This window comes from Lentzea albidocapillata (assembly GCF_000719115.1).
Lineage (GTDB): Bacteria > Actinomycetota > Actinomycetes > Mycobacteriales > Pseudonocardiaceae > Lentzea > Lentzea albidocapillata.
In genome coordinates this window covers 388,803-401,725 of record NZ_JOEA01000014.1, presented here as the reverse complement: position 1 = coordinate 401,725, position 12,923 = coordinate 388,803, and the positions used below count along the sequence as shown (strand labels likewise).

Below are 12,923 nucleotides of genomic sequence, written 5' to 3'. Positions count from 1 at the left end.
ACGATTGTCTTGCGAGGTCCGCGGGCACCCGGCCGACCCCCTAGGTTGGGCGCGGTGCGTCTGGTCATCGCAGGGCTGCTCGTCGCTGCCGCCATCATCACCGGGGTCGTCGTCAACGGCAACGACCCCGGCGTCCTATTCGCCGCCGCCGCGCCGCTCTTCGGTGACTGGCAGCCGCACGTGGGCCCCGGCACGCCCGTCGCGGTCCTGATCGCGTTTCTCGTCGTCGCCAAGGGACCGGAGTTGGCGCACCATCGGTTCGCGCTGCCGATCGCCTACATGGCCGCGACGGCGTGGACGTTCTCGCTGGCGATGGTCGACGGCTGGACCCGGTTCGTCACCAGGCTGACGACCGAGGACGAGTACCTGCACGAGGTTCCGGGCGTCACCGACATTCCCGCGATGCTGCGCGGTTTCGCCGCGCGCATCCCGGACTTCCAGCCCGACTCGTGGACCACGCACGTCTCCGGGCACCCGCCGGGCGCGCTGCTCACGTTCGTCGCGCTCGACCGCATCGGTCTCGGCGGGGGAGCGGCGGCGTCGATCTTCTGCGTCCTCGTCGGATCGCTTGCCGTCGTGGCGATTCCCAAGGCCATCGGCTCCAACGCGGTGCTGCCGTTCCTCGTCCTGTTCCCCGGCGCGGTGTGGGTGGGGGCGTCCGCGGACGGGATGTTCATGGGGGTGGCGGCCGTCGGCATCTACCTGCTCACCCGGTGGCCGTTGCTGGGCGGCATCGTGCTCGGCTGGTGCCTGTTCCTGTCCTACGGCCTGGTGTTGCTGGCGCCGCTCGCGATCGTCGCGGTCGGCCGGAGGATCGGCTGGGCCGTCGCGGGCGCGCTCGCGGTAGTGGCGGCGTTCGCGATCAGCGGGTTCTGGTGGCTCGACGGCTACGAGCTCGTGAAACTCCGCTACTACCAGGGGATCGGCGACACCAGGCCGTACTGGTACTGGGCGTGGGCGAACCTCGCGGCACTCGCGCTGGTGATCGGCCCGGCCGGGATCAAGGGGCTGCGCAGGGACAAGTGGGTCATCGCCGCAGGCATCGCGATCCTGGCGGCGGACCTCTCCGGCCTGAGCAAGGCCGAGACCGAGCGGATCTGGCTGCCGTTCGCGGTCTGGCTGCTCGCCGGCACGGCGAGGCTGGACAAGCGGTGGCTCACCGCCCAGGCCGTCACGGCCCTGGCGGTGAACCACCTGGTGCTCACGAACTGGTGACCGGCTCGCGCTGCGACGCGAAGGCGAACTCCCGCACACCTTCCTCGAACCCGACCCTGGCCTCGAAACCCAGCACGTCCAACGCCTTCGCGGGCGACGCCACGACGTGCCGGACGTCGCCCGGCCGAGCCCCGCCCACGATCTCCGGCGTCGGCCCGTCACACGCGTCGGCCAGCGCGAACGCCAGGTCACCGATCGTGTGCGGGGTGCCGGAGCAGACGTTGACGGCCTCGAAACCGGGGCGCGGGGACGCCAGGGCCAGCGCGTTGGCCCGAGCCACGTCGGTGACGTGCACGAAGTCGCGCCGCTGCCGCCCGTCCTCCATCACCCGCGGTGCGGCACCGTTCCGCAGCGCGGACCGGAAGATCGACGCCACTCCGGCGTACGGGGTGTCGCGCGGCATCCGCGGGCCGTAGACGTTGTGGTACCGCAGAGCCCACACGCTGCCGCCGGTCTGCCGGGCCCACGCCAGCGCGAGGTGCTCCTGCGCCAGCTTGGTGGCCGCGTAGGTGCTGCGTGGCTCCAGCGGAGCGTTCTCCGGCACCAGTTCGGACACCACGAAGTCACCGCAGAAGCAGCGCGGCTCGTACATGCCGGCAGCCAAGTCGGCGGCGGTCCGTTCAGCCCGCACGATTCCGTGCGAGAGGCACCGGTAGCGCCCCTCGCCGTAGACGACCATCGACGACGCCAGCACCAGCCGCGACACCCCGGCCCGGTGCATCTCGGCCAGCAGCACCGCTGTGCCCAGGTCGTTGTGGCGCGCGTAGGAAGGCGCGTCGAACGGATCCACGCCGTGCCCGACCATCGCCGCCTGGTGGCACACGGCGTCCACTGTGGACAGCAACGGCCGCAGCACGGCGGCGTCGGTCACGTCGCCGACGACAAGTTCGTGCTCCAGCGAAGGAACGGCGCCGTGCGCTTCGGGCAGCAACGCGTCGAGCACCACGCATTCATGGCCCTGGGAGGTCAGCTCGTCCGCGACGTGCGACCCGATGAACCCGGCCCCGCCAGTGATGAGTACTCGCATGGACCGACCGTAGGACCGGACCGCCGGGTAGCGCGCCGCCAGACCCCATCACGTCATGACTTCGTAAGAGCTGGCAACTCCATCACGAATCGTGCGCCGTGCGGGAAGCGGTCCTCGACCCACACGCGGCCGTGGTGGCGCTGCACGTGCTCACGCACCAGAGCTAGCCCGAGCCCGCTGCCGGAGTCGTCGCCCCGGCTGCCGGGCCTGCCCCGCGTGAACCGCTCGAAGATCTGTTCCCGCAACGCTTCCGGCACACCCGGACCGTCGTCCTCGACCTCGACGCGTGCCCTGTCGCCCGCTCTGCTCACCGCCACGAAGATCGCGCCGCCCGCGTGCCGTTCGGCGTTCTCCACGAGGTTGGCCAGGACCCGGTCCAGCCGCCTCCGGTCACCGAGCACCCGCACCGGGCCCGCCTCGACCGGCACCGCGCTCCAGCGGGTGCCGATCACGTTGCGCACCAACGCGCTCAGGTCGAGCTCTTCCGGCTCGTAGTCGTCGGTCTGGTCGGCGCGCGAGATCTCCAGCAGGTCCACGACCATCCGCGCGAACCTGTCGACCTCCGAGGTCAGCAGTTCCAGCGCGGTCCCGGCGGTGCCCGGCAGGTGGTCACGACGCCGGCGCAGCACCGCGCCCGCGTTCACCATCGTCGTCAGCGGCGACCGCAGCTCGTGCGAGACGTCCGAGGCGAACCGGGCGTCCCGCAACGCTCTCTGCTCCAGCGCGTGCGCCGTCGAGTTGAACTTCGCCGCCAGCGCCGCGAGGTCCGGGTCGTCCTGGTCGGGCAGCCGGGCGTGCAGATCGCCGCCGGCGATCCGGCCCGCCGCGGAGTTCAGCTCCGCCAGCGGCTTCAGCGCCCGCCGCGACGCCCACGAGCCCAGCGCCGCCCCGAGCAGCGCCGAGGCGATCGTGCCGGCGATCAGCACCGCGCTCAGGAACGCGAACGTCCGGTTCAGCTGCTGCAACCCGAACAGCTCGACGTAGACGGCGTCGCCCGCCACCGGCCGCGCGACGGCGAGCATCGGCAGGCCGTCCACGGTGATCCGCTCCGTGCCCGGTGGATGCTCCACCAGCCCGGCCGGCAGCTGGGACGGGTCGACCTCCCGGCCCGCCCTCACCAGGCCGTCGTGGCTCAGCACCAGGATCGACGAGTCGGGCCCGGTGGTGAGGCCGGTCAGCAGTTCGTCGAGACCGGGTGAGGCGAGAGATCTCTCGACCAGTCGTACGTTGACCTCGGCCTGCCGCGTCGCGCTCGCCTCCCGTTGCCGCAGCATGTAGCCGGAAGCGAGGTTCCAGGTGGCGAACGCCAGCACGCTCGTGACGACCAGCAGGCCGAAACCGAACGAGAGGGTGACCCGGCAGCGCAACGTCAGTTTCACGAGCGGATCCGATAGCCGCTGCCGCGCACGGTGAGGAGCAGCTCCGGATCGTCCGGGTTCGCCTCGATCTTGCGGCGAAGGCGCCTTATGTGCACGTCGAGCAGTCGGGTGTCACCGAAGTAGTCGTATCCCCAGACCTTCTGCAGCAACTGTTCCCTGGTGACGATTCGGCCGCCCGCACCAGCGAGTTCCAGCAACAGCCGAAATTCCGTCCTGGTGAGGTGAACGCGTTCACCCGCCCGGTGCACGAGCCCTTCCTGCGGACGGATTTCCAGTGCCCCGACCCGAACGGATTCGCGGCCCGGTCCGCGGCGGCGCAACAACGCGCGGACGCGGGCGGCGAGAACGCTTGCCATCAACGGTTTCGTGACGTAGTCGTCCGCTCCCGCCTCCAGTCCGGCGATCATGTCACGGGCGTCGGTGCGCGCCGTCACCACGATGATCGGCAGGTCACCGCGTGTGCGGAGCGTCCGTACGACCTCCAGGCCGTCCATGCCCGGCAACGTGAGGTCGACCAGCACCACGTCGAACGATTCCGTCTCCAAACGGTGTAACGCCTCTTCGCCCGAACCCGCCTGATCCACAGAGAAACCCTCATCGGACAAGGCGAGGCCCAAAGCCTGCCGGATTCGCTCGTCGTCCTCGACCAGCAAGACCCGTACGCACACAACGACTCCACTGTGTGAGAGCCGCGGCGACGGCGTCTCACACAGTGGAGTGAAAGTCGATCAAACGCAAGAATACTTCGGCCTAAAATCCGGTCAGCGTGATTTTCGCCGAACGCGGGTTCGGTTCGTGGACAAGTGACTCGAACCCGCCGACGTCATCGAACGCGAACCCGTAGGCCCGTCCGTCGGTCATGTTGGCGTGCACGATCTTCGAGAAGTGGTTCGTGGTCGCGCGGGTGTAGAACTGGCTCGCGTTGTACGTCGGCTGGGTGTGGATGAAGCCGAGCGTCGACCGGTTGAGCGCCGCGCACAGCGACCGCGAGATCGCGCCGAGCTCGTTGTTCGGCGCCGCGAGCCTGCCGTCGCAGTTGAGCACGTCCCGGGTGGACGGCTGCTGGAACTCCGCGACCTGCTGGCCCGAGGTGTTCGTGAACCGCATGACCCCGCCGCTCACGCGGCCGGTGAACCGGCGGTTCGGCTCGTGCTGGAACGGGACCACGGTCAGCGGCGTGTTCTGGTACGTCGACCAGACGCTGTTGACGTAGTTCTGGAAGTACGAGCCGGAGAACAGGCCCGCGTCGAGGCCCTTGCTCGGGTTCAGCACGCGCAGCCGGGTGCCGTCGGAACGGCTGTACGCCAGCTTCGCCCAGTCGCCGCCGAGCTGCTGGTGCTGGTCGAAGACGCGGTTGCGCCCGTTCGCGACCAGCTGGCCCCTCTTCGTCGTGGCACCGCCCTGGGACGTCGCCTCGACCGCGTGCGGGACCGAGAACATGTCCACCTGGGAGCTGTTGAGCCACAGACCGCCGCCGTCGTAGCTGAACTCGCTCCAGTCGAACAGGATGTCGCGGTTCGGGTCGCCGCCCGCCCACGGGGCCGGCTGCACGAGACCGTTCGGGACCAGGCTGAACTTCAGCTTGTCCCGGAACGACATGTAGATCCGGCCGCCGGCGAAGTTGATCGGGATCTGGACGGTCTTGCTGGCGCCGTTGCCGGGGCCGGGGATCGAGAAGTCCGGCGCGGGAACGGGCGGGATCGCCCCGCCCGACCACGGCGTGAACTGGCCGTTGCCGTTCAGGTAGCCGAGCCGGCCGTTCATGATCCCGGTGATGTACAGGTGGACCGCGTCGCCGCGGCCCGAGTTGTTGGTGACGGTGAGCGGGAGCTGGCTGGGTGGAGCCGCTTGCACCGGTGCAGACATCGTTGTCAGCCCAAGTAGGGCCGATGTCGCCAGCAGCAGGAGCTTGCGCATCGACTATCTCCTCACTGAGACAGGGTTCTGTGAGAGCGCTCTCATACCAGCGCGTTGCTGTTCATATGTCAAGAATGGTCTTCATGCGCGCACTGACGGTGGATCTTGCACGAGCCGGGTCGCTGGCCCTGACCGAACTGCCCGACCCGGTGCCGGGACCGGAGGACCTGCTGGTCGAGGGCGTGGCGATCGGCATCTGCGGGACGGACCGCGAGATCGTGCGCGGCGAGTTCGGCGTCGGCGGAACTCTCGTGATCGGGCACGAGTCCCTGGGCCGGGTGATCAGCGGTCCGGGGTTCGAACCGGGCTCACTGGTCGCCGGGGTGGTCCGCAGACCGGACCCGGTGCCGTGCGTGGCGTGTGCGCGCGGGGAGTTCGACATGTGCCGGAACGGGCAGTACACCGAGCGCGGCATCACCGGACTCGACGGCTACGGCTCCACTTTGTGGACAGTGCCTGCCGCTTATGCGGTGGGTGTCAGCTCCGCGACAGGTGTCCTGGTCGAGCCTGCCTCCGTCGTGGTCAAGGCGTGGGAGCGGCTCGACCGGCTGGCGTTGTACCCGTTCGAGAGCGTGCTGGTGACCGGGGCCGGGCCGATCGGGCTGCTGGCGGCGTTGATCGGGGTGCAGCGGGGGCTGGACGTGCACGTGTTCGACCTGGCGGCGGACGGCCCGAAGCCCGCGCTGGTCGAGTCGCTGGGCGCCACCTACCACCGGACGTTGCCCGACTGCCCGGTCGTGATCGAGGCGACCGGTGCACCGTCGCTGGTCGCGCGGCTGCTCGGGCGGGATCTGGTGTGCCTGACCGGGGTGCCGTCCACCGAGGTGCTGCCGGCCGACGTCGGGCAGATCAACCGGGATCTGGTGCTGCGCAACGGGATCGTGTTCGGGACGGTCAACTCGAACCCGCGCCACTACCGGGAGGCTTCGGCCGTGCTGGACCGTGCCGACGACGCCTGGCTGTCGGCGATGATCACTCGGCGGGTGCCGCTGGAGTCCTTCGCGGAGGCGTTCGAGTCGCGGCCCGGCGACGTGAAAGTGGTGCTGGAGCTGTGATCTCGACGATGAGCCAGGGCCTCCTATGCTGTCCGGCGTGGAACTGCGTCAACTCAGGTACTTCCTCGCGGTCGCCGAGGAGCTGCACTTCGGCCGGGCGGCGGCTCGGCTGCTGATCGCGGGGCCGTCGTTGTCGCAGCAGATCAAGGCGCTCGAACGGGATCTCGGCGTGCCGCTGTTCGCCCGCGACCGCCGCACCGTGGCGCTGACGTCCGCCGGTGCCGCGCTGGTGCCGGAGGTGCGGGCGCTGCTGGAACGGGCCGGCGAGCTGCAACGGCACGCACGGCAGCTGTCCGGGTCGCGGCCGGTGCGCATCGGGTACGTGAACTGGCTGCCGCCGGACCTGACCGCCCGCACGGCCGGGGTCGCGCAGCTCTACGTGGACGCGTGGGTCGTGCCGTCGCACCAGCAGGCGGCGCGGGTGGCGGACGGCAGCCTCGACCTGGCCGTGTGCTGGATCCGCAAGTCCGAGGCCGCGCAGCTCGGGCTGAAGGCGCAGCTGCTCGGCGCCGACCGGCTCTACGCGGTGGCCGTGGGCACGGACACGAGCCCGGTCAGGGCGAAGGACATCGCGGTGCTGGTGGACGACGACGTGACGTCGTGGCAGTCCTGGAACGACTACGCCGAGGAGTTCGCCGAGGACACCGGCTGCCGTGTCCGGCGCATCCACAACGGCGCGATCACCGGACCGGCGTTCTTCGACCACGTGCGGGTGTGCACGACGCCGGTGCTGAACTCCCCGAAGGGGCAGACCACACCGTTGCCGCCGGATCTCGTGGCACGGCCCGTCGTCGACCCCGAGGTGCTGTGGACCTGGTCGCTGGTGCGCCGGGAGGACGAGGAGCGCGCGGACGTCGTCGCCGCGGCCGACGCGATCGTGCGGAACGTGGGCGACCTCGGTCTGGACCGCGCCTGGCTGCCCTCGGACGACCCTTACCGTGCGCTGGGAGGCTGAGCCTTCCACGAAGGAGGAAAGGGGTCGCAATTCCGTGAAATGAAGCCGGTTCGCGGGTGGTTGTGGCTGTCAGATCCGCTACTCCTCCTTCGAAAGCGAGCAGGAAAATGACCAGCAAGGTGGCAATCGTCACGGGAGCGTCGCAGGGAATTGGCGCGGCACTCGTTCCCGCTTATCGCAAGCTCGGCTATTCGGTTGTCGCGGTCTCGCGTTCCATCGAGAACTCGGACGACCCCGAGGTGCTCGCGATCCGCGCCGACCTCTCGAAGACCGGTGAGGGCGCTCGGGCCGTGCGGGAGACGCTGGCGCGGTTCGGCCGGGTCGACTCGCTCGTGAACAACGCCGGCATCTTCGTCGCCAAGCCGTTCACCGAGTACACCGACGAGGACTTCGCCGCCGTCACCGGCACCAACCTCACCGGGTTCTTCGACGTCACGCGCAGCGCCGTCAAGGCGATGGAGGCGAACGGCGGCCACGTCGTGAACGTGTCCACCAGCCTCGTCGACCACGCGCTGTCGGCGGTGCCGTCCGCCCTCGCGTCGCTGACCAAGGGCGGTCTGAACGCCGTCACCAGGTCGCTGGCGGTCGAGTACGCGGCGCGGAACATCCGCTTCAACACGATCGCGCTCGGCATCATCAAGACGCCGATGCACGCCCCGGAGACCCACGAGGCGCTCGCCGGGCTGCACCCCGTCGGCCGCATCGGTGAGATCTCCGAGGTGGTCGACGCGATCACCTTCCTGGAACAGGCCGGGTTCGTCACGGGCGAGGTCCTGCACGTCGACGGCGGCCAGAGCGCGGGGCACTGACATGATCATCGAGACCGTCATGGACCGGTGGAAGGCCGCCGTGGACGCGCACGACCCCGAGGGCGTGGCCGCGAACTTCACCGAGGACGCCATTTTCCAGGGGCTTCGCCCGTACAGCGTGGGAAGGGCTGCGGTCGCCGCCTACTACGATTCCCAGCCCATTGGGCTGAGAGCCGAGTACAAGGTTCTGGAAACGCGCCGGCTGGCCGATGACCTCGTTCTGGGTTATCTGAACGTCGATTTCTCGTTCATCGACCGTCCGACGCTCAACGTCCACCTCAGTGTGCTCGTGAAGAGAGACCTGATCGCGCACTACCAGGTCTCCCGACTCGGCTAGTGGCGTGGCCCAGAACGTTGCCGGGCGAATTCGCGGTCAGACGCACGACGAGGCGTCCTGCTGAGCGTGAATTACCCAGCCGACGTTCTGGGTCACGCCACTAGTGTCCTGCGCCTGAAATCCGCTGGGTAAGTCTATGGTGGGGTGATGGCGCGGATTGGACGTCCTCCTGCTGAGGTGACGTTGACCGAGCAGGAGCGGGAAACGTTGCAGCGGTGGGCGCGGCGGGCGAAGTCGTCGCAGGTGCTGGCGCAGAGGTGCAGGATTGTGCTGGCGTGTGCGGATGGTGTGCCGGGCACGCGGATCGCCGAGGATCTGCGGGTGCATCCGGCGACGGTGACGAAGTGGCGCAGGCGGTTTCTGCGGGATCGGCTGGACGGCCTGGTCGATGAACAACGGCCGGGCCGGCCGCCGTCGATCACGGTCGATCAAGTCGAAGAGGTGATCGTGGCGACGCTGGAGGAGGTCCCGCGGGGCGCCACGCACTGGTCTCGGACGTCGATGGCGGAGCGCACCGGGTTGAGCAAGTCGACCGTCGGGCGGATCTGGCGCGATTTCGGTCTCAAGCCTCATCGTGCCGAGACGTTCAAGCTCTCCACTGATCCGTTGTTCGTGGAGAAGGTCGTGGATGTTGTTGGCCTGTATCACAATCCGCCCGAGCGGGCGGTGGTGCTGTGCGTGGACGAGAAGTCTCAGATGCAGGCGCTGGACCGCTCGCAGCCGGTGCTGCCGATGATGCCGGGTATGCCCGAGCGCCGCACGCACGACTACGTCCGCAACGGCATCACCAGCCTGTTCGCCGCGTTCAATGTCGCTGACGGCACGGTGATCGGCGAGTTGCACCGCCAGCACCGTGCCGCCGAGTTCCGCAAGTTCCTGATCACGATCGACAAGACCGTGCCCGCCGGGCTGGACGTGCATCTGGTCTGTGACAACTACGGCACGCACAAGACCGCGGCGATCAAGGCCTGGCTCGCCAAGCATCCCCGGTTCCACATGCACTTCACCCCGACCGGATCCTCGTGGATCAACCAGGTCGAACGCTGGTTCGGGTTCCTGGCCGAGCAGAAGATCAAACGCGGCGCCCACAAGAGCGTGCAAGCACTCGAGAAGGACGTCCGGGCCTGGATCGCGGACTGGAACACCCATCCCCGGCCGTTCCTCTGGACCAAGACCGCCGAAGAGATCCTCGAGTCACTCGCACGCTTTTGCAGGCGAATTTCCGGCGCAGCACACTAGTGGCTGCGCGGCTCCCGGCCGAACGGCGACTTCGGTCGCTCCAGGTCGGGAGCCTTCGGGATCGGCAGGGTCACCGGAGCGTCCGCGGTGATCGTGATCGGCTCGCCGTGGTGCCTCGTGGTCAGCTCGGTGCCGTCCACGATCCGGTAGGTGGCCCCGGACTCGCACACGTCCACCGAGATCCTCGTGCCCCGGAAGGACATCCGGAACGAGAAGCGGGTCAGGTCGTCCGGCAGCCGTGGCGCGAACGTGAGCTCGCCGCCGTGGTCGCGCATGCCGCCGAACCCGGCCACCAGCGCCGTCCACGCACCCGCCAGCGAGGCCATGTGCAGGCCGTTGGTGACATTGTCGTGCAGGTCGTGGAGATCGGTGAACGCGGCCTCGACCAGGTAGTCGTACGCGAGTCCGAGGTGCCCGACCTCGGCCGCCAGCACCGCCTGCGTACCTGCCGACAACGACGAGTCACGCACCGTGCGAGCCTCGTAGTAGGCGAAGTTGCGCGCCTTCTCATCTTTGGTGAACGCGTCACCGCGCACGTGCATGGCGAGCACCAGGTCCGCCTGCTTGATCACTTGGCGCCGGTACAGGTCGAAGTACGGGAAGTGCAGCAGCAGTGGGTACTTCTCCTGCGGGGTGTTCTCGAAGTCCCACTCCGCGTGCTTGGTGAAGTTGTCCGCCTGCGGGTGCACCTGCAGCATCTCGTCGTACGGAATCGACATCGCGTCCGCGGCCCTGCGCCAGGCCGCGATCTCTTCTTCCGTGGCGTCACAAGGGTTTCGCTCGGCGGCGTCGGCGGCGGCCCACAGGTTCTGCTGGGCGATCAGGTTGGTGTAGACGTTGTTGTCGACGATCGCCGAGTACTCGTCCGGGCCTGTCACGCCGTCGATGCGGAACCCGTCGTGCGGGTCGTGGTGACCCAGCGACAACCACAGCCGTGCTGTTGCCACGAGGATCTCGGTGGCTTCGCAGCGATCGAAGTCCCTGTCCCCGGTGGCGTTCAGGTACTGCTGGGTGGCGTACGCGACGTCGCCGGAGACGTGGAACGCCGCCGTGCCCGCCGGCCAGTACGCGCCGCACTCGGCGCCGTTGATCGAACGCCACGGGAACGCGGCACCCTTGAGCCCCAGCACCTTCGCCCGCTCGCGGGCTTTGTCCAAAGTGGAGTGACGCCAGCGCAGGGCGTCGCGGGCCGCGTCCGGGACCGTGTAGGTGAGCACCGGGAGCACGAACATCTCGGTGTCCCAGAACGCGTGGCCGTCGTAGCCCGGTCCGGTGAGGCCCTTGCCGGCGATGGCACGGGACTCGCCGCGTGCCCCGGCCTGCAGGATATGGAACAGCGCGAACCTGATCGCCTGCTGCAGCTGGTCGTCGCCGTCGATCTCGATGTCCGCGACTTCCCAGAAGTCGTCCAGGAACACCCTCTGCTCCTGGAGGAGCCCCTCCCAGCCCGTCTGGCCGGCGCCGGCGAGCGCGGCCTCCACCTGGGCTCGCAGCGCGGGCGTCGAGCGCTGGCCGGACCAGCCGTAGGCGATGTACTTCGTGAGCTTCAGGCAGCCGCCCGCGGGCACGTCGACGGCCGCGGTGAACCGGGCCAGGTCGTCCTCGGCGTGGATCTCCGTGCGGATGTCGACGCCGTCGACGTCGATCTCGTGGTCCATCGCGGCGGCCATGCGCAGGCCGGACACCCTGGTGTGGTGGCACAGCACGGCCCGCGTCTTCTCGGCCATCGTGAAGTCGTTGACCAGCGGGGAATCGAGTGCGGCGGCGACCCGCGGGTCGTTGCTGCGGCTCTTGGTCGGCTCGTTGGCCAGCAGGTCGGACTGGACGACGAGCTGCAGGTCGTCCATCGGCTCGACTTCGTACCTGATGGCCGCCACTGCGCGCTGCGTGAACGACACGAGCCGTTCGCTGCGCACGGTCACACGCCTGCCCGTCGGTGACTCCCAGACCGTGCGGCGGCGCAACGTGCCGGAGCGGAAGTCGAGGGTGCGTTCGTGCTCGACGGCGTTGCCGTAGCGCATGTCCAGCGGCTCGTCCTCGACCAGCAGCCGGATGATCTTGCCGTCGGTGACGTTGACGACGGTCTGGCCCGCCTCCGGATAGCCGTAGCCACCCTCCCCGTACGGCAGCTGGTGCTCTTCGTAGAAGCCGTTGAGGTAGGTGCCGGGCAGGCCCCTCGGCTCGCCCTCGTCCAGGCTGCCGCGCATGCCGATGTGGCCGTTGGACAACGCGAACGTCGACTCGGTCTGGTGCAGGTGGTCCACGGACAGGCCCTGCCAGCGCAGCTGCCACGGTTCGATGGCGTAGCTCATGACAGCAGCTCGTCGAGCTCGTCGACCACCACGTCGGCGCCGCCGGCCTTGAGCGCCTCCGCCTGGTTGCCGCGGTCGACGCCGACGACGAACCCGAACCCGCCGTCGCGACCTGCCTGCACGCCCGCCAGCGCGTCCTCGAAGACGGCGGCGTTCCCGGGTGCGGTCCTGAGTCTTCTGGCGCCCTCGACGAACGAGTCCGGTGCCGGTTTGCCCCGCAGGTTCGACGCGGTGATGACGTTGCCGTCCACCAGTGCGTCGACGTAGTCCAGCAGGTTGCCCGCCCGCAGGACGCGCATGGCGTTGGCGGACGACGTGACGACGCCGATCGGCATGCCCGCTGCCCTGGCGGCCTTCAGGTAGTCGACCGAGGCCGGGTACGGCGTGATGCCCTGTTCGTCGATGATCGAGTTGACCAGCTCGTTCTTCTGGTCGCCGATGCGGCGGACCTCGTCCTCCAGCGGCGTGAGGCCGCGTGACGCCAAGAAGCTGCGCACACCGTCGTAGCGTGGCTTTCCGTCCACGTAGGCCAGGTAGTCCTGTTCGCTGAACGGCTGGCCCATGGCCTCGAACGTCTGCCGCCACGCCTGCCTGTGCAGCACGGCGGTGCTGGTGAGCACGCCGTCGAGGTCGAACAGCAACGCTGTGATCTTCTCCGGGATGCCGAGGCTCATGTTT

At 68.9% G+C, this 12,923-nt stretch carries 12 protein-coding genes; 6 read left to right on the top strand and 6 right to left on the bottom strand.

Going from position 1 to position 12,923, the window contains the following annotated elements; genetic code table 11:
• The first annotated feature begins 54 nt into the window (after positions 1 to 54).
• On the top strand, positions 55 to 1,215 hold the full coding sequence (locus IG04_RS0123555; RefSeq protein ID WP_144065305.1) for a hypothetical protein: 1,161 nt from the start codon (positions 55 to 57) through the stop codon (positions 1,213 to 1,215).
• Here the strand turns inward: IG04_RS0123555 and IG04_RS0123550 are convergent.
• The 4 genes from IG04_RS0123550 to IG04_RS0123535 all read right to left on the bottom strand — a co-directional run bounded on the left by IG04_RS0123550 (position 1,202) and on the right by IG04_RS0123535 (position 5,538).
• Complete coding sequence (locus IG04_RS0123550; protein ID WP_030478868.1) at positions 1,202 to 2,242, bottom strand: NAD-dependent epimerase/dehydratase family protein; 1,041 nt, start codon at positions 2,240 to 2,242, stop codon at positions 1,202 to 1,204. The genes IG04_RS0123555 and IG04_RS0123550 overlap by 14 nt on opposite strands.
• A 53-nt stretch (positions 2,243 to 2,295) precedes the next feature.
• The gene (locus IG04_RS0123545) at positions 2,296 to 3,621 is read right to left on the bottom strand and encodes a sensor histidine kinase (protein WP_030478867.1); all 1,326 of its coding nucleotides are present in this window, start codon (positions 3,619 to 3,621) and stop codon (positions 2,296 to 2,298) included.
• A complete protein-coding gene (locus IG04_RS0123540; RefSeq protein WP_030478866.1) occupies positions 3,618 to 4,289 on the bottom strand; it encodes a response regulator transcription factor in 672 nt (223 codons plus the stop codon). Before IG04_RS0123540 ends, IG04_RS0123545 begins: the two co-directional genes overlap by 4 nt.
• 82 nt (positions 4,290 to 4,371) lie before the next feature.
• Positions 4,372 to 5,538 carry a beta-1,3-glucanase family protein gene (locus tag IG04_RS0123535; RefSeq protein WP_030478865.1) on the bottom strand — a complete coding sequence of 389 codons (1,167 nt, stop codon included), beginning with the start codon at positions 5,536 to 5,538 and terminating at the stop codon, positions 4,372 to 4,374.
• A gap of 83 nt (positions 5,539 to 5,621) precedes the next feature.
• Here IG04_RS0123535 and IG04_RS0123530 point away from each other — a divergent pair, with 83 nt between their 5' ends.
• The 5 genes from IG04_RS0123530 (at position 5,622) to IG04_RS0123510 (ending at position 9,933) form a co-directional block, all read left to right on the top strand.
• The gene (locus IG04_RS0123530) at positions 5,622 to 6,593 is read left to right on the top strand and encodes an alcohol dehydrogenase catalytic domain-containing protein (protein WP_030478864.1); all 972 of its coding nucleotides are present in this window, start codon (positions 5,622 to 5,624) and stop codon (positions 6,591 to 6,593) included.
• 37 nt (positions 6,594 to 6,630) lie between these two features.
• The gene (locus tag IG04_RS0123525; protein ID WP_036015672.1) at positions 6,631 to 7,548 is read left to right on the top strand and encodes a LysR family transcriptional regulator; all 918 of its coding nucleotides are present in this window, start codon (positions 6,631 to 6,633) and stop codon (positions 7,546 to 7,548) included.
• A 107-nt stretch (positions 7,549 to 7,655) separates the two neighbouring features.
• The gene (locus tag IG04_RS0123520; protein WP_030478862.1) at positions 7,656 to 8,357 is read left to right on the top strand and encodes an SDR family NAD(P)-dependent oxidoreductase; all 702 of its coding nucleotides are present in this window, start codon (positions 7,656 to 7,658) and stop codon (positions 8,355 to 8,357) included.
• Between the two features lies 1 nt (position 8,358).
• Complete coding sequence (locus tag IG04_RS0123515) at positions 8,359 to 8,694, top strand: SgcJ/EcaC family oxidoreductase (protein ID WP_030478861.1); 336 nt, start codon at positions 8,359 to 8,361, stop codon at positions 8,692 to 8,694.
• A gap of 147 nt (positions 8,695 to 8,841) precedes the next feature.
• Entirely contained in the window at positions 8,842 to 9,933 is a 1,092-nt protein-coding gene (locus tag IG04_RS0123510; protein WP_030478860.1) for an IS630 family transposase, read from the top strand.
• Here the strand turns inward: IG04_RS0123510 and IG04_RS0123505 are convergent.
• Positions 9,930 to 12,245 carry a glycoside hydrolase family 65 protein gene (locus IG04_RS0123505; RefSeq protein WP_036015517.1) on the bottom strand — a complete coding sequence of 772 codons (2,316 nt, stop codon included), beginning with the start codon at positions 12,243 to 12,245 and terminating at the stop codon, positions 9,930 to 9,932. The genes IG04_RS0123510 and IG04_RS0123505 overlap by 4 nt on opposite strands.
• Positions 12,242 to 12,919 carry an HAD family hydrolase gene (locus IG04_RS0123500; RefSeq protein ID WP_030478858.1) on the bottom strand — a complete coding sequence of 226 codons (678 nt, stop codon included), beginning with the start codon at positions 12,917 to 12,919 and terminating at the stop codon, positions 12,242 to 12,244. Before IG04_RS0123500 ends, IG04_RS0123505 begins: the two co-directional genes overlap by 4 nt.
• Positions 12,920 to 12,923 lie beyond the last annotated feature (4 nt).

Bases quoted from the DNA above. Each gene is read 5' to 3' on its own strand.
- IG04_RS0123550 (WP_030478868.1), bottom strand. From the start codon at position 2,242: ATGCGAGTACTCATCACTGGCGGGGCCGGGTTCATCGGGTCGCACGTC.
- IG04_RS0123505 (WP_036015517.1), bottom strand. From the start codon at position 12,245: ATGAGCTACGCCATCGAACCGTGGCAGCTGCGCTGGCAGGGCCTGTCC.
- IG04_RS0123500 (WP_030478858.1), bottom strand. From the start codon at position 12,919: ATGAGCCTCGGCATCCCGGAGAAGATCACAGCGTTGCTGTTCGACCTC.
- IG04_RS0123530 (WP_030478864.1), top strand. From the start codon at position 5,622: ATGCGCGCACTGACGGTGGATCTTGCACGAGCCGGGTCGCTGGCCCTG.
- IG04_RS0123535 (WP_030478865.1), bottom strand. From the start codon at position 5,538: ATGCGCAAGCTCCTGCTGCTGGCGACATCGGCCCTACTTGGGCTGACA.
- IG04_RS0123510 (WP_030478860.1), top strand. From the start codon at position 8,842: ATGGCGCGGATTGGACGTCCTCCTGCTGAGGTGACGTTGACCGAGCAG.
- IG04_RS0123520 (WP_030478862.1), top strand. From the start codon at position 7,656: ATGACCAGCAAGGTGGCAATCGTCACGGGAGCGTCGCAGGGAATTGGC.
- IG04_RS0123515 (WP_030478861.1), top strand. From the start codon at position 8,359: ATGATCATCGAGACCGTCATGGACCGGTGGAAGGCCGCCGTGGACGCG.